Genomic DNA, 15,924 nt, shown 5'->3' on the forward strand with positions numbered 1-15,924 from the left:
CTCATGCCGCCGCCTCCCACACGCGCGTATCCAGTGCTTTTAACACCTGCCGACACTCGTCGGCGCTGCCCACCGTGATCCGTAGCGCGTCGCCAAGCTGCGGCATAGCGCGCATATCGCGCACGACAACACCAGCAGCTAGCAGCGAAGTAAACGCCGCATCGGCATCGGTAAAACGCACCAACAAGAAATTTCCTGCCGAGGTATAGACGCGACGCACCAAGGGCAGCGCGCGCAAGCCATCCGCCAGCCGCAGTCGCGTTTCGCGCACTGCGGCCATGCGGCTACGCGTGAGCGCCAGTTCACTATCACCCACGGCGGCCAGCGCGGCTTCTACCACCGGCTGCGGCATGGGGTAAGGCGCTTGGCAGCGACGCAGCGCATCGATCAGTGTCGCGCCCGCGAGCACACAGCCCACCCGCGCCCCGGCCAGTGCGTGTGCTTTCGATAACGTGCGTAGAACGGCGATATTGTCGAAATCACTCAGCAGCGTTGCAGCCGACGGTGCATCGGCGTATTCAAGATAGGCCTCATCCACCACCACAATGCATGTTCCGCGTAGGCGCTGTGCAAGCGTCGCAACGGCCTGCAACGCAAGTAGCTCTCCTGATGGGTTGCCCGGCGTGCACAGAAATAGCAATGACGCGTTCTGCGCGAGTGCCGCATCGCCCATCGCTTGCAAGTCGGCGCAAAGGCCTTCTTCGCTATCATGCAGCGACACATTGATGATTTGCGCGCCGTGCAATTTCGCACAGACCGCATACATACCAAATACTGGTGGCGCGATCACCACCTTGCCTTGGCCTGGCATACAGAACGCGCGCAGCAAAAGGTCAATCCCCTCATCGCTACCACGTCCCACCAAAAGCTGCGCGGGTGCAACGCCATACAACTGCGCTAGGCGCGCGCACAAGACTTCCGGCTGCGGCTGCGGATAGCGCCGCAAGAGTGCGGAAGAATCCGCAGCATTCGCCCACGCCGACTCATTGGCATTAAGCCAAATACTTCCTGCCAGCGTTTCACTACGCGCCGATTTATAGCCGCCGAAATCACGCAGGTCGGCGCGCAGCAAAGCATTCACTGTCGTACTCATGCGGCTTGCTCCAAACGCAGTTCCACCGCGCGCGCATGTGCGGTGAGCCCTTCGGCATGCGCCAACGTGGCGGCACAAGGGCCCGCATTTTGAATCCCCACGCGCGTAGCTTCTTGTACCGTGATCGCCTTTTGAAAGCTTGCCACCGAAAGCCCACTCCACGCCCGCGCCGCGCCGCCTGTAGGCAGCACATGGTTACTGCCACTGCAATAATCACCCAGTGCTTCTGGCGTCCAGTCTCCTAGAAAAATGCTGCCCGCGTTATCAATCTGAGCAAGCCATGCCTGTGGCTCGCGCACGCTTAAAATAAGGTGCTCAGGCGCATAGGTGTTACTTACTTCGATTGCTTGCGCGATGGTGTCCACCTTCAGCAAGCGTGAATTAGCCAGCGCACGCTCTGCGATCTCCGAACGCGACAACAGTGGCAACTGCAACGCAACTTCTGCCGCCACAGCTTGCAGCAATACGTCACTATCACTCAGCAATAGCACCTGCGAATCGGGACCGTGTTCGGCCTGCGAAAGTAAATCTGCCGCAACGAAGGCCGCGTTCGCGCCCGCATCGGCAATCACCAAAACTTCCGATGGCCCTGCGGGCATATCAATCGCCAGCCCACCGGGGCGCTGCGCGGCCTGCCGTTTGGCCTCGTCCACCCAAGCATTGCCGGGGCCAAATAACTTGTCGCAGCGCGGGATACTGTCCGTTCCAAGTGCCAGTGCAGCGATCGCTTGCGCGCCGCCTAGTTTGAACACACGCACGCCCGGAGCCTGCTGCGCGGCCAACAATACCGCCGGGTCTGCGCTGCCGTCGCTGCGCGGCGGCGTGCACAGCACAACCTCCTTACAGCCCGCCAAGCGCGCGGGAATGCACAACATCAACGCCGTAGATGGCAACGGTGCACTACCCGCTGGCACATACAAACCTACCCGATAAATTGCCCGCTGCACGCGTTCGCAGCGCAGCCCCGCTGCAGTTTCTACGGCATAGCTCGCCGCCATCCCCGCACGGTGATAGGCCTCAATCCGTGCGGCGGCTTCCACGATAGCGGCCTGAACATCCGCCGCCACTTGCGTGCGTGCCTGGGCGAACTCGGCTTCCTCTACTTCAAAACGTTCCAGCGCCACGCCATCAAACTGCTGCGTATAGGCACGCAATGCGGCATCACCACGCGCCTCCACTTCGGCAAAGATCGCTGTGACACCTGCACGTACCGCGTCCGATACTGCCTGCACCGGGCGCTGCAGCAGCGCCGCACGCGTCTGAGCATCCAGTTGATTCCAGTTGATGATCTTCATGCCAGCATCCGCTCCACCGGCAACACCATCAGACCGCGCGCACCGGCGCGCTTTAAGTCTTCCAAGCGCTGCCATGTCATCGCGCCGTGGCAAAGCGCCTGCAGTGCCAGCGTGTCAGCCCCATCCACCGCGCACATCGTGGGGGGCTCGGCATCGGGCAACAACTGCAACACCTGCGGCAAACTGTCGCGCGCGGTTTGGAACAGCAGCAACTTGCTATCGCGAATGCGCAGCACGCCGTCCATCCGCCGCAGCAACAGATCTGCAAGTTCTGCACGCACATCACCAAATGGCTGCACCGGCCCCGCCAACACGGCTTCGCTCAACATCACGTCCTGAACGGCTTTGAGCTGATTTGCGGCCAGCGTTGCCCCGCTTGAAACCAAATCACAAATTGCATCGGCTTGGCCGAGGCGCGGCGCAATTTCTACCGAGCCGTTGAGCACCACAATGTCAGCCTCTACCTGCTGTGCACGCAACCATGTGCGGAGCTGATTTGGATAAGTGGTCGCGATGCGTTTGCCCGTGAGCTGTTGCGCGCCGCGCCAGTCCCCCCCCTCCGGTACGGCCACCGATAACTTGCAACCACCAAAACCCAACGCCCGCCATTCACGGAACGCTGCGGGCTGACCGGACGCGCTGCGTCCGTCGATTTCTTCATTCAGCACATTGCGCCCAACAATGCCGAGGTCACACACGCCTTCGGCAATCAAGCTGGGAATATCGTCATCGCGCACCAGCAGCAAATCCACCGGCAGCGATTCGCCGTAGCAAAACAAGCGATCACGGCTTTCACGCCAACTCAACCCTGCTGAAGACAACAGCGCACGCGCAGGCTCGCTCAAGCGGCCAGATTTTTGGATGGCAATGCGCAGACGGTCGCGCACTGCCGCACTTGCGGCAGGACTCATGGCGGTGGCCTCAATGGGATTCGGGAATAAGATGCATACGGCGCGCGGCCGCACCGTAGCCACCGGCACCGCGCTCCAGACAACGCGCAACGCGGCCAACGGTCGTTACGCTGACCTTGGTGCGTTCGTGGATTTCGCGATAAGGCACGCCCCGCAAGAGATACGGCACCACCTTCCAGCGGTCACCCATCGACTCCAGCTCTGCAGGCGTGCAGAGATCTTCAAGAAACGCCCGTACTTCCTCCGCATCTTTTAGCGATGCAAGCACCTGCGCCAGTGCATTGATAGCAACGGCAGCATCGTATTGCGGCAGGGGATCGGGGCGTTGTTTCATTGCGTTAATGTAATAGCGTGCTGTTACATTAGTCAAGCAATTTACTAATGTCAAGTGACTACTGCACCATCACCCGCCCATCACACCGAAGCAAGGGCCGCTAAATTTCAAGCTTTTTCAGCAATACAGGTAACGGTAACGGCTTAGAGAACAGCCATCCCTGCGCGTACTGCACACCGTGATTACGCAAAAATTCTGCCTGTTCTTCGGTCTCAACACCTTCAGCAATCATCTGCAAATTCAGTGCCTTCGCCATTTCAATAATGTGGAAAATCACGTGGCTGGTGGCTGTCTCTACACCAATCGTGTCCACAAATGTCTTGTCAATTTTTAGGTAATCAAGCTCGAAATGCTCCAAGCTGGAGAGGCTTGAATAGCCCGTTCCAAAATCATCTATCGCAACTTCGATCCCTTTCTCACGTAACGCTTGAACTGCTTGCCGGGTCGCTTCAGGATCCTGAAAGCAACGCTCAGTAATTTCAACGATAAGCCTACAGGGCGCCTGCCCCGCGCCTTGACACATGCTGTGAAGCAATGCGGGCAACTCTTTATTTCGCAAATCTGCCGCTGAAACATTGATCGAAATATGAAATTTGCGTTCGCTTGGCAGCAAAACAACCCAGTCTCTCTTAAGCAACTGCACGAGCTGCGCTGTGATACGCCCAATCAAGCCGCTATCTTCAGCCACTTGAATAAATAAATCAGGGCGCACACGTTCCCCACCCTGACGTGTCCAACGCATCAAGGCTTCGGCACCCACCCAGCACCCTGTGGCCAACTCAATGACAGGCTGGTACTCAAGATGAAATTCGTTCCGTCGCAACCCAGATTTAATGGCGGAGGGCATAGACAATTGCTGTCTTGCCAGATAAATCAGAAGCATCGTCAACAACGCCGAGGCGACAACGCCTAGAGGTACGATCACACGCGCAAGCGCAGAGGAATTGACCTCCGAAAGAGGCAGTGCAGCAACAGCACCAATCCAATTCGTTTGCGACGGCACAACAGCCACAAGATAGCCACGATCAAGGAACGTCATGCGCTGACCTTCCCACATCTTTTTGATCCATCTCGGATCAATATACCCCTGCGCACTCAGGGGCTTATCGCCAATCTTTGAAAGCACCGCAACCGACAGCTCACTGCGATGGCGCGAAATATCAAGCGGCATTTCCTTTTGAACAAAGGCCACAAAACCATTTTGCTCAAGTGCAAAAAAACGTTCGTTCGGAAGAAAGGAAAATTCAACATTACTTCTGATCGTGACACCATTGGGCTGGTACACATCCACAGGCCCAAGGTTGAAATCCCCTAGCGCGCCGCCAATGGATGAACAAAGTAGCCGCCCCTGCTCAACATGCCCCACAGCTTTGAGATAGTTGGAGGAAAACGCAAGCCGACGCATCATCGTCACGTGCAGCTCATCACAAGGCTGTGTGGACGGCAGCGACTGCATAACGTCGCGCGCGTGGATTGCCTGACTCGCCGCAAGATCCGAGCGCGTAATCACCTCATCAGCAAAGGTTAAAACATATTCGCGCCCACGATCTAGAGCTGCCTTATCTGCAAGATGCAATGAAATTGCAATGGGCAAGGCTATCGTTAACAAACCCGCAAAAATTGTGACTACCAAAATGGTACGTTTGCTCACTCCCCCTCCGTTCACAAGTGCAGCTGTGCCTCACCCACAGCACAACGAAAGCAGCGCAATAAACAGGTCAAAATGACATCTTTTTAATTAGTCTTTGTTATAACGCAAATTTAAGCGTTAGGAGCACCCGATGAGCATCGAGCTACTCATTGAGAAGCGTACACACGACCTCGGCGGGGGCTTTGTCGTTGGCCGCGTACTGCCATTCCGGAAGCGGCGCATGATGGGTCCTTTCATTTTCTGGGATCACCTTGGCCCGCTCACGCTGGAAGCAGGCATCCCGCGTGAACTCGACGTGCGCCCTCACCCGCATATCGGCTTATCGACGGTCACCTATCTCTATAGCGGGGCAATCACGCACCGCGACAGCTTGGGGTTTGAACAGGAGATCCGCCCCGGCGCAGTAAATTGGATGACCGCAGGCAAAGGTATCACCCATAGCGAACGCTTGGAATACGCCCGCGCGCACGGCGCCGATATGCATGGCATTCAAGCATGGGTCGCGCTGCCTGATGACAAAGAACAGATGGACCCAATGTTTCAGCACCACGCCGCTAGCGCTCTTCCCACATGGGAAAGTGATGGCGTACAGGGACGCTTGATTGCCGGGGAAATAGATGGCCTAACGGCACCCGCAACCACTTACTCACCGATGTTTTTTCAACATCTCAACATGCAAGAAGGTGCGCGTCACAGCCTGCCCCCTACCTATAGCGAACGCGCGGTGTACCTTACCAGCGGCCAAGTGCAAGTAGATGGGCAACCGTTAGCACCCGGTCAAATGGCCGTCCTTTCAGCAGGCAAAGCCGTCACCATTACCGCTACCACGCCCTCGGTGGTCATGCTGCTGGGCGGCGAACCGATTGGTGAGCGCTTCATGCTTTGGAATTTTGTTTCTTCCAGCAAAGACACCCTGCGCGCCGCCGCTCACGACTGGCAAGCCGGGCGCATGAAACTTCCCGACGCGGACCATCAAGAATGGATCCCTATGCCGGAAGGGTGGTCTGTTTGATTCTCGAATAGCATCAATCAGCGCCCTTCAACAATCAGCAAATCAACAACGTCAACGCGCAGCGCTGCTGCCAGTCGTTCCAGCCCATCAATACTGATATTCGTGACACAGCGCTCCAGCTGCGACACATAGGTGCGATGGAAATCAGCCAATTCCGCTAATTGCTCTTGGCTCAACCCACGCTCACTGCACAGCGCCCGAATGTTGCGGGAGATACGCTGTCTGGCAGAAATATAAGCGGGCGCGACTTTAGCCATACAGGCCAGAATCAGCGACTACAGCTTGACAATCTACAGTTAATAAATCTACTGCCTATAATTCTATTGCTTATAAATCTCATTTACTTTAGACAAAAGACTCTACGCCTCAGCCTTTTGCAATCTGTAAAATGAGGCGCTCAACACAAGGAAAATAAACGTATGAAAAAGGAAGTTGCCTCTACCTGCCTTGGCGTTAGCATACTTTTAGCACTGAGCTGGCTGCCAAACATTGCCCAAGCACAGCAGACGTCGTGGTGGGAACAGCAAAAAGCCAAAAATGAGCAGGCCGCTGCTGCAGCGAGGGCTCAAAGCGTGCCGGTACAGAATGAAGCACAGCCTGCGGCACCGCCCGCCACCGTGTCTGCACCCGCTTACGCCCCCGTTACCACGGCCAAAGCAGCAGCAGAAAGCCCCTCTTATAGCTATATCGAAGGCGGCGTAGGCAGGCTTGATGTTGACATGTATGGTGTCAATGAAAACGGTAACGGCGGTTATGTGCGCGGGTCCGCTGCCGTCACCAATAATCTTTATCTGTTCGCCGGTTATGACCGTGCACAAAAAAGCTGGAGCCAGGACACTGAGAAGCTAAGCGTCGCTATTAACCAAACGGAAATTGGCTTTGGCACACGCCTACCGCTATCCGCAAGCACGGACTTCATCAGCGAGCTCTCATTGGTGCGGCTGGATGGAGACGTCGATTATAGTGATACAGCTAACCCACTGAATAACCTCGACGGCACTGACCATCTAAACGCTGGGAAATTGATGCTCGGTATCCGCGCTCGGCCCACTTCCAGTTTAGAGCTTTGGCTTAAAGGCGGTTATTTGCGTGTAGATGAGAATTTCTTGATTGACAATTCTGGCGTCGGCAACATTGGTTTTCAGTACCGTTTTACTCCCAACTTTGGCCTAGTTGGTGAAGCCGAATTCTATAAGGATGTGCGCTTTTATCGCCTTGGCATTCGCGCCAGCTTCTAAAAAATGGGACGCGCGAAAAGCGCGACGCACCACTGCGTCGCGCTCTTTTTAGAACCGCATTAAACGCTACGCGCCGCCTTCAGCACACTCCCCTCTGCCACCATTGCTACGGCCGCGGCTACTTCTCCATCAAGTGCGCGGTCGCGTTCTAGGTAGGGCAGACGCGCGCGAATTGCAGCATGAGCGGCCGCCACGGCTTTGCCAGGGCGGAATTCACCTGCTTGTGCCAGCTGTACGCGCAGCGCATCCACTTCGGCAAGAAACTCTGCGCGGTCAGCCGAATCGGGCAGCGGGCCACCAGAGACCTTGGCGGCAAAGCTTGCGGCATCGCTGCGGCGGGCCAGCTCGCACGCGGCATTGATCATGTCGCGGCGCAGGTCCAGTGCTTGTGCGGCGGTATAAAGTTCAAGCCCCAACACTTTGCCCAAGTCGCCCACCATCGCCAGCACATGGCGTGCTTCGTTCGCGCCCATCGACACATGGTCTTCGGCATTAGCACTGGTAGGAATGGAATACACGGATGCGGGCATGGCGCGGCTGGCAAGATCATTCACGATCGCCGCAGCGGTGTACTGCACGATCATAAAACCAGATTCCGTACCATCTTCATTACCGATGAGGAATGCAGGCAAACCATCGTTATTGGCAGAATCCACCAATTTGTTGAGGCGGCGTTCGCTAATAGACGCCAAGACCGGGATAGCGGCTTTCACATAGCTCATCGCTAGCGCCAGCGGCATCCCGTGGAAGTGCCCTGCGGAGATGACTTGCTCTTCTACATGCTTGGCATTCACCTTGTCGGGGAACACGATAGGGTTATCGGTTAGTGCATTAAGCTCGATGTCGAGCACGCGCTTGGCCTGTTCCACTGCATCGCGCACAGCACCATGTACCTGCGGAATGCAGCGCAGCGAATAGCTATCTTGTGGCTGGTGTTTTTTGCCGCCACGGAACGGCAGAAAACGTTGATAGAACTTCTCGCGTCCATGACGCTGATTGAGCGGCACCCAATCCCAGCCGATATCGAACCCCAGCGCTTGCGATGCGGGCGTATCCCAGCTCGAAGGCTGCCAGCTGCGGAATTTCGGCACTAAGTGATAGGCGATATCCGATAGCGTGGAGCCTTCCAGCACGTGTAGCAAATTCGCGGCGGTCTTCACCTGCCCAGGATGCGGACGTAGTGCGTGCACTTCCGGTGCGAACGCACCCAAACGGCCTGCGAACGCGTCGATCGTCATCGCAGCGGCAAGGTCTGCGGTATCAAGCAAGTCTTCCAACTGCTGCAGTGCCAGCACGCCGGTGGCCAGCATCTGCGCGGTACCGTTATTTAGTGCTAGCCCTTCCTTATACGACAACTCAACCGGCGTTAACCCTTTACGTTTAAGGGCTTCGCCACCGGCCATGCGCACACCATCAACGAAGGCTTCGCCACCACCCAACAGCACAATAGCCAAGTGCGAAAGCGGCGCAAGATCGCCCGACGCCCCCACCGAGCCCAGCTGCGGCACCACCGGCACGATATCGGCATTGAGCATATCGGCCAAGGCTTGCAGCGTTTGCACGCGAATGCCGGAATGCCCGCGCAACAGGGTATTGATCCGGATGCACAGCATCGCCCGCACCACTTCCGGCGCGAACGGTTCCCCCACGCACACGGCATGGGTAACGATGAGGTTGCGTTGCAGTTCGATATGCGGCGGCTGCGCGGACTTGGTTGCGCCGGGTAGTTGGTCACGCAGGCGGTGCGCGCCCAAGAGCTTGTCGGCATTGCTGCCAAAGCCAGTGGATACGCCGTAGATTGGCTCTTGTTTATCCACCTGCGCAGCTAAAAATTCCGCAGCACGCGCCACGCGCACCAGCGCGGTTTCATCCAACGCTACCCGTGCCCCGCGCGCTACCGCCACTAATTGCTCACGCTGCAGCGACAGGCCATCTAATTGCACAATATTGCTCATTACGCATTCCCCGCTGCGCCACGCAGCTGCTCACGTTCTACCAATAGCGAAGACGCCAGTTCGGTCTCCGCCACTTCAAATTGTTCGCCACGGCGCAGATCTTTCACCGTCACCACATTGCGTGCGGCCTCGTCTTCACCACGCATCACTACGAAGCGAATTCCGGCTTTGTCGGCATACTGCAACTGTTTAGCCAGCTTACGCGGCTCTAATTGGGTTTCCACATTCAACCCTGCTGCACGCAGGCGTTGCGACTGCGCCAACGCATGTTCCAAGCCCGCTTCATCCATCAGCGCCACCAACACATCTACCGAGCTATCGGCCGTGGCCACAAGCCCCGCGTCTTTGAGCTGGAAGAACAAACGTGTCAGCCCAATGGAAATGCCTACGCCCGGCAGCTTGGACTTGGTGTAATGTCCGGCGAGGTTTTCATAACGCCCACCCGAGCAAATGGAACCGATCTGTGGATACGCATTGAGTGTGGTTTCATACACCACGCCGGTGTAGTAATCGAGGCCGCGCGCAATCGACAGATTCAAGGCATAGCGCGTCTCAGCCACGCCCAGCGCCTTGAGTTGGTTCAAGATCGCACGCAGCTCACTGCGTCCTTCTTCAAACATCGCCGTGCCTGCACCCAATGCATCAAGCTTACTCAGCGCGTCGGCATGCCCGGTGGAGCGCACCTGCGAGAACGTCATCAGTTTGTCGATCACCGTTTCAGACAAGCCAAAGCCTTCGCCTGCAAGCGTTGCACGCACCGCATCGGCTCCGCGTTTATCGAGCTTGTCCAGCTCGCGCAGCACCAACATTTGCGCGTCACCCTCAATACCCTGCCCTTCAAAATAGCCACGCAGCAGCTTGCGGTGATTGAGTTGAATGGTGAATTCGCCAATGGCGAGGCGCTCAAACACAGAGGCAATCACTGCGGGCACTTCGGCATCGAAACGTGGCGACAGTGTGTCCTTGCCGATTACGTCGATGTCGCACTGATAGAACTCGCGGAACCGCCCGCGCTGTGCGCGCTCACCACGGTACACGCGCTGCATCTGATACCGGCGGAACGGGAACGCCAGATCGTGCTCGTGCTCGGCCACATAGCGCGCCAGCGGCACAGTGAGATCAAAGCGCAGCGCCAATTCCGGCAGCCCATCCCCCTGTTTTTCCAACGATCCGGTGGACTGCAGGAAATACACCTGTCGTTCGGTCTCGCCGCCGGATTTGGTGAGCAGCACGTCGGTGAGCTCCATCACCGGCGTCTCCACCGGCAAAAAACCAAATTGCTCGAAAGTATGGCGAATCGTGTCGAGCATGCGCTGGAACGCGATCTGATCGCGCGGCAACAACTCCATCACCCCGGTGGGGGTACGCGGCTTAATCAAGGCGGAACTCCGCAGGACGAAAGCCGCTATTGTAAGCCGTGGCTGCGCAAAGCAGAGAGAATAAAAAAGCCGATCGTGCGAACTAAGCCGACTTAGCGCCGCGTCAACCTCCACGCGCGATGGATGCGGGCATTGCGGGCGAAGTCCGGCGGGATGGTGCTGGCGCTAATGTCTTCCACCCGCGCGAACTCCGCCAGCGCGGCCTCGTCCAGCTTGAAGCGGCGGAAGTTGTTGCTGAAGTACAGCGCGCCACCGGGCGCCAGCCGCGCCAGCGCCGCACGCAGCAGGCGCACATGGTCGCGCTGCACGTCGAAGTCATCGGCGCGCTTGGAGTTGGAGAAGGTGGGCGGGTCGCAGAAGATCACATCAAATTCGCCGGTATCGGCCTCCAGCCACTTCAGCGCATCGGCCTGGGCAATCCGGTGACGGGTGCCGCCGACGCCATTGCCGCGCAGGTTGTCGGCCAGCCATTCCAGATAGGTGCTGGAAAGATCGACGCTGGTGGTCTCCGCCGCGCCCTGCACCGCCGCCTGCACGGTGGCCGCGCCGGTGTAGCAGAACAGGTTGAGGAAGCGCTTGCCGCGCGCCTCCAGCGCCATCCGCGCACGCAGCGGGCGATGGTCGAGGAACAGGCCAGTGTCGAGGTAGTCAAACAGGTTGACTTGCAGCTTGGCCGCGCCTTCTTCCACCGCGAAGAACTGCCCGCGATGGTCGAAATGGCCATACTTGCTGCCGCCCTTGCCGGTGCTGCGGGTCTTCACCGCAACGCGTTCCTTGGGCAGGCCGAACACCTCGCGCACGCCCAGCAGCAGGTCGTTCAAGCGCTTGCGGGTGGTGGCCTCGGGGATCGTGCTGGGCGCGGCGTATTCCTGCACGTGCAGCCACACCTCGCCGTCCACACTGGTGTACACGTCCACCGCGCAGGCGTATTCGGGGATGTCGGCGTCATAGGCGCGGAAGCAGCTGACCTGCTCCTGCTGCCGCCAGCGCGCCAGTTTGTCGAGGTTCTTGCGCAGGCGATTGGCCACCATCTGCGCGCCTTCCGGCAGCTCGCGCTTGACCACGCCCTCGCGCTGCGGCGGCGCGATGGGATCCACCGCAATCAAGCTGCATTCGATCGCACCATTGAAGACCTGGTAGCTCTTCTTAGCGCGCAATCCGGTGGCGCGCGCCAGCTCAGCATCGCCGCATAGCAGCGCCGCACGCCAGTTGGGTGCAGATTGTTTCAAGGCATCGCCCAATGCGCGGTATAGCGCCGGGTCGGCCTGCAGGCGGGCGTCATACGGCGGGTTACACACCACCACGCCCAGCGGATTCTCTTGCTTCGGCAGGAAAGCCACGTCGCAGGCAGCGAAGGAGATGGCTTCCAGCACTTCAGCCACTTCCGCATTTTCACGCGCCGCGCGGATCGCGTGCGGGTCCAGATCACTGCCGTGAAAACACGGACGTAAGCCCGCCAAGCCGCGCTGGGCGCGCTGCTGTGCATCAACGTAGAGGGCTTCCCAGCTTGCACTATCAAAATTGCGCCAGCGCGTAGGCGGCAGACCGCCGTGACGGCGCAGCCCCGGCGCCACATCGGCGGCCATCAGCGCGCCTTCGATCAATAGCGTGCCGCTGCCGCACATCGGGTCGAGCAGGTCGCCGCCCTCGGCATAGGCCTGCGGCCACTTCGCGCGCAGCAGCACCGCAGCGGCCACAGTTTCTTTCAACGGTGCGAGGCCTTGCACTTTGCGCCAGCCGCGGCGGTGCATCGGCCCGCCGGAAAGGTCAATCGACAGCAGCGCGCGGCCCTTGCGCAGCACCAGACTAATACGCACATCAGGTGATTCCACATCCACATCTGGGCGCTGCCCGGTCTGTTGGCGCAAGCGATCGACAATCGCGTCTTTCACCCGCTGCGCGGCGTAGCGGGCGTGGGTGATGGCCTCGCCGGAAACGTGCGCGTCAATCGCAATACTGTGCATCGGGCCAATATGTGCGGCCCAATCTACCGCCGCGGCCCCGGTGTACAGCGCGTGTTCGTCGGCGCAGTCGAACTCGGCGATCGGCCACAGCACCCGGCTGGCCAGGCGCGACCACAGCACTGCACGCTGCGCGTCCTGCGTGCTGCCTTCCACATTGGCGCCGGCCATGGTGGCGGTAGCGCGCACGCAGCCAAGCTGAATGAGCTCATCCACCAACAGGTATTCCAACCCCTTGCCGCAGGAAACAAAAAACTTCATGACTTACAAAGACTCCAATAACGCGGCAAACGCTTCTGCGCTGGCCTGTACATGCTCAGACAGGCGGTGCCCGTCATTCACCAAAAGCAGGCGCGCCTTGCGCGGCGCGGCCCAATCCACCACCTGCTGCGCGGGGATCAATTCATCCTGCCAGCCGTGAATAATCGACATCGGCACGTCGGCGGCCGGCATCGGCGGTGCGGCGCGCATCGCCACTGGCGGTGCCATTAAAAATAGCCCTGCCACCGCCACCTGCTGCGACACATAGCCGCTGATATACGCACCAAGGCTGGACCCTGCAAGCACCACTGGCCCACGCGTTGCCGCCGCTTGTACCAAGCCCAGCAGCCGCGCCACCCGTGCAGGCACATCGCCATGCGCGCCCTTGTCTTGCTGGCGATCAAGGTCGGTGTAATCCGGGCATTCGTAGCTAAAGCCGAGGCGTCCGGCCACCTCGGCCAAAGCCGTCACTTTCGTGGCGTGGGGGCCACTTTCGAAGCCGTGCGAGAGTATGCAGTGTCCTTTCATCAGAGAATGCTAGCATTCACCGGATGTACTCATTCGCAATTCATCCGAATCCCCTCCCCTACGTCATGTCGCTGGACGCCCGTTCCGTGGACGCCATCGACACCGTGGTGATCCACTGCACCGAACTTCCAGATCTCGCCACTGCGCGCGAATACGGTGAGCGTGCGCTGTATGACTCCGGCACCGGCAATAGCGGGCATTACTACATCGACCGTGACGGACGAATTGAAGAATACGTAGCCCCCGCCCGCGTGGCCCACCACACTAAAGGCTGGAACCCGCGCAGTATTGGTATCGAGCTGGTCAATACCGGGCGCTATCCGGACTGGCTGGATTCGCGCCACCAGAGCATGAACGAGCCTTATTCAGAAATCCAAATCACTGCGCTCATTGCGCTGCTGCAGTGGCTTTCCAGCCAGTTTGAAGGCCTAACTCAAATCGCCGGGCATGAAGACCTAGACCGCGGGGAAGTTGAGGCCAGCGACAACGCCGACCTGCACGTTCGACGCAAACTGGACCCAGGCCCGATGTTCCCGTGGGAGAAAGTGCTAGGTGCCATTCATCTTCGGCGGCTTTAAGGCGCGGCGCCCCGTATAATTTACGGCATGAATGCCCCCGTCTCCGAACTGATCGACCTCCTCTCGCTTGAGCGCTTAGAAGATGACCTATTCCGCGGCCAAAGCCGTGATATTGGCACTAAATACGTTTTTGGCGGGCAAGTTTTAGGGCAGGCGCTATCCGCAGCCCAAGCCACACTGGCCCAGCCACGCCATGCGCATTCGCTGCATGCCTACTTCTTACGCGCGGGCAATATCGAAGCACCGATCGTTTATGACGTGGATCGCACACGCGATGGCGGTAGTTTCTCGGTGCGTCGGGTCACGGCTATCCAACACGGCAAAGTGATTTTCTTCTGCGCTGCATCGTTTCAGGACGAAGAACCTGGCGCCGAGCACCAGCTCAGCATGCCAGAAGTCCCCAAGCCTGAAGATTTGGAACCCGCGCCGATGATCCCGCCGGAAAAACTGGCCCTGCTCCCCATCAAAGTGCAGCGCTGGCTCGACCGCGACGGCCCGTTTGAGTTTCGCCACGTCTATCCGCGTGATGAGCTCAACCCACCCAAGCGCCCGCCGTTCCAGCAGGTCTGGTTTCGCTTAACCGAGCGCGTAGGCGATGCGCCCGAGCTACACCGCGCGCTACTGGCCTACGCCAGTGATTTCCATCTCCTTGGCACCGCCACCTTCCCGCACGGCATCAGCTACTACCAGCCGAACGTGCAGATGGCCTCGCTTGATCACGCACTATGGTTTCACCGCAGCTTCCGCGCCGACGACTGGCTGCTGTACTCCATCGACAGCCCCAGCGCGCAAGGCTCACGCGGCTTGGCGCGTGGCCAGATTTTTGATCGCAGTGGGCGTTTAATTGCCAGCACCGCGCAAGAAGGCATGATCCGCGTTCTACCCGACAAGGCGGCACCGTGAGAAAGGTTTTCTCCAGTCAACGGCTGGAAAACGTCGAAGCCGTAGCCCAGTTGTTACGTGATGCGGGGATCGAAGTCAAAATTGAAAACGGTCGCTCCTATCGCGGCCATCGGCGCGGCAACTTTAGCTATGACACGCGCAAGCAAGCCGAGAGCATGCCCGCCGTTTGGATTCTGCGTTCAGAAGACCAACCGCGTGGACGCCAAATGCTGCGCGACATGGGTTTGCTCGAAAGCACGCGCAACCCCAGCGAGAGCTACGTTCTTGCGAGCCGACATTCTGAAAAAGACACGCGCGGCGGCTTCACCGCGAAACGCATCAAGCTGGGGCTGTTGGTACTGATCGTGGCGGGTATTGGGCTGATCGCTTTCGGCACACAGCTCCCCCAGCTTTTGAAGAAAAAAACAGTACCCGCCCCGCCGCCTGCCGTGGCGGTGAAGGCACCTCCTGCGCCTTTGATCCCTGAAACGATTACCGAACTTGCATCCTACCAAGCCGACGTTCCTACAGCACTTGCTGCGGCATTAGTACGCAAAGCGCTAGAAGAACATCAACTCAAAACGGCTTGTATCAGCGTTGACGGGAAAGCGCCCTCCAACAATGTGATGCAGGCCATTGCCAATAGCAACACCGCATTGCACCCAATTACCGCTTGCCAAGACGCAGCCACAACGCGCATCGACGTAAGCCGCTACATCACCGACGGCAGCGGCAGTGGCGAGGCCACACTTACCGTTGGAAACTCGGCTGAAACACTGCACGTCAGCCGCGAGGGGCACAGCTGGAGCATTCAGGGCAGGCGCTAAGCCCTGCCCTGAAACAGCA

Annotated in this window: 15 protein-coding genes; 5 read left to right on the top strand and 10 right to left on the bottom strand. The window is 58.7% G+C overall.

All coding sequences use genetic code 11. The annotated features are described in order from the left end of the window. Nucleotide 1: 1 nt before the first annotated feature. The 5 genes from hisC to KUL77_RS00210 form a co-directional block, all read right to left on the bottom strand. Nucleotides 2-1,093 carry a histidinol-phosphate transaminase gene (gene hisC, locus KUL77_RS00190; protein WP_297141967.1) on the bottom strand — a complete coding sequence of 364 codons (1,092 nt, stop codon included), beginning with the start codon at nt 1,091-1,093 and terminating at the stop codon, nt 2-4. Continuing rightward, on the bottom strand, nt 1,090-2,388 hold the full coding sequence (gene hisD / locus KUL77_RS00195) for a histidinol dehydrogenase (RefSeq protein ID WP_297141969.1): 1,299 nt from the start codon (nt 2,386-2,388) through the stop codon (nt 1,090-1,092). Before hisD ends, hisC begins: the two co-directional genes overlap by 4 nt. Next, the gene (gene hisG / locus KUL77_RS00200) at nt 2,385-3,299 is read right to left on the bottom strand and encodes an ATP phosphoribosyltransferase (protein ID WP_297141972.1); all 915 of its coding nucleotides are present in this window, start codon (nt 3,297-3,299) and stop codon (nt 2,385-2,387) included. Before hisG ends, hisD begins: the two co-directional genes overlap by 4 nt. Nucleotides 3,300-3,309: 10 nt before the next feature. Then, a complete protein-coding gene (locus tag KUL77_RS00205) occupies nt 3,310-3,633 on the bottom strand; it encodes a YerC/YecD family TrpR-related protein (RefSeq protein WP_297141975.1) in 324 nt (107 codons plus the stop codon). Nucleotides 3,634-3,733: 100 nt separating this feature from the next. Continuing rightward, the gene (locus KUL77_RS00210) at nt 3,734-5,284 is read right to left on the bottom strand and encodes an EAL domain-containing protein (RefSeq protein ID WP_297141978.1); all 1,551 of its coding nucleotides are present in this window, start codon (nt 5,282-5,284) and stop codon (nt 3,734-3,736) included. A gap of 130 nt (nt 5,285-5,414) precedes the next feature. On the opposite strand from KUL77_RS00210, the gene KUL77_RS00215 reads away from it, so the two are divergent. After that, nucleotides 5,415-6,296 carry a pirin family protein gene (locus KUL77_RS00215; protein WP_297141981.1) on the top strand — a complete coding sequence of 294 codons (882 nt, stop codon included), beginning with the start codon at nt 5,415-5,417 and terminating at the stop codon, nt 6,294-6,296. A 17-nt stretch (nt 6,297-6,313) separates the two neighbouring features. Here the strand turns inward: KUL77_RS00215 and KUL77_RS00220 are convergent, their stop codons facing one another. Next, the gene (locus tag KUL77_RS00220; RefSeq protein WP_297141984.1) at nt 6,314-6,553 is read right to left on the bottom strand and encodes a helix-turn-helix transcriptional regulator; all 240 of its coding nucleotides are present in this window, start codon (nt 6,551-6,553) and stop codon (nt 6,314-6,316) included. A gap of 162 nt (nt 6,554-6,715) precedes the next feature. On the opposite strand from KUL77_RS00220, the gene KUL77_RS00225 reads away from it, so the two are divergent. After that, entirely contained in the window at nt 6,716-7,534 is an 819-nt protein-coding gene (locus KUL77_RS00225; RefSeq protein ID WP_297141987.1) for a hypothetical protein, read from the top strand. 59 nt (nt 7,535-7,593) lie between these two features. On the opposite strand, the gene KUL77_RS00230 is transcribed toward KUL77_RS00225, so the two are convergent. The 4 genes from KUL77_RS00230 to KUL77_RS00245 all read right to left on the bottom strand — a co-directional run bounded on the left by KUL77_RS00230 (nt 7,594) and on the right by KUL77_RS00245 (nt 13,621). Continuing rightward, nucleotides 7,594-9,489, bottom strand: a complete 1,896-nt coding sequence (locus KUL77_RS00230; protein ID WP_297141990.1) for an aromatic amino acid ammonia-lyase — start codon at nt 9,487-9,489, stop codon at nt 7,594-7,596. Then, complete coding sequence (hisS, locus tag KUL77_RS00235) at nt 9,489-10,868, bottom strand: histidine--tRNA ligase (protein WP_297141992.1); 1,380 nt, start codon at nt 10,866-10,868, stop codon at nt 9,489-9,491. Before hisS ends, KUL77_RS00230 begins: the two co-directional genes overlap by 1 nt. 92 nt (nt 10,869-10,960) lie before the next feature. After that, nucleotides 10,961-13,090, bottom strand: coding sequence for a bifunctional 23S rRNA (guanine(2069)-N(7))-methyltransferase RlmK/23S rRNA (guanine(2445)-N(2))-methyltransferase RlmL (rlmKL, locus tag KUL77_RS00240; RefSeq protein WP_297141995.1), 2,130 nt, complete (start codon nt 13,088-13,090; stop codon nt 10,961-10,963). Between the two features lie 3 nt (nt 13,091-13,093). Then, nucleotides 13,094-13,621 carry an alpha/beta family hydrolase gene (locus tag KUL77_RS00245; RefSeq protein WP_297142208.1) on the bottom strand — a complete coding sequence of 176 codons (528 nt, stop codon included), beginning with the start codon at nt 13,619-13,621 and terminating at the stop codon, nt 13,094-13,096. A 62-nt stretch (nt 13,622-13,683) separates the two neighbouring features. Here KUL77_RS00245 and KUL77_RS00250 point away from each other — a divergent pair, with 62 nt between their 5' ends. Genes KUL77_RS00250 through KUL77_RS00260 form a run of 3 tightly spaced genes read left to right on the top strand, consistent with a single transcriptional unit; the run spans nt 13,684 to nt 15,905 of the window. Next, nucleotides 13,684-14,196 (top strand): N-acetylmuramoyl-L-alanine amidase, encoded by a 513-nt coding sequence (locus KUL77_RS00250; protein ID WP_297141999.1) that lies wholly within the window; start codon nt 13,684-13,686, stop codon nt 14,194-14,196. A gap of 27 nt (nt 14,197-14,223) precedes the next feature. Further along, nucleotides 14,224-15,099 (top strand): acyl-CoA thioesterase II, encoded by an 876-nt coding sequence (gene tesB / locus KUL77_RS00255; RefSeq protein ID WP_297142002.1) that lies wholly within the window; start codon nt 14,224-14,226, stop codon nt 15,097-15,099. Continuing rightward, the gene (locus tag KUL77_RS00260) at nt 15,096-15,905 is read left to right on the top strand and encodes a hypothetical protein (RefSeq protein ID WP_297142007.1); all 810 of its coding nucleotides are present in this window, start codon (nt 15,096-15,098) and stop codon (nt 15,903-15,905) included. The genes tesB and KUL77_RS00260 overlap by 4 nt, the downstream gene beginning before the upstream one ends. Nucleotides 15,906-15,924: the final 19 nt, after the last annotated feature.

This window comes from Thermomonas sp. (genome assembly GCF_019104945.1).
GTDB lineage: Bacteria > Pseudomonadota > Gammaproteobacteria > Xanthomonadales > Xanthomonadaceae > Thermomonas.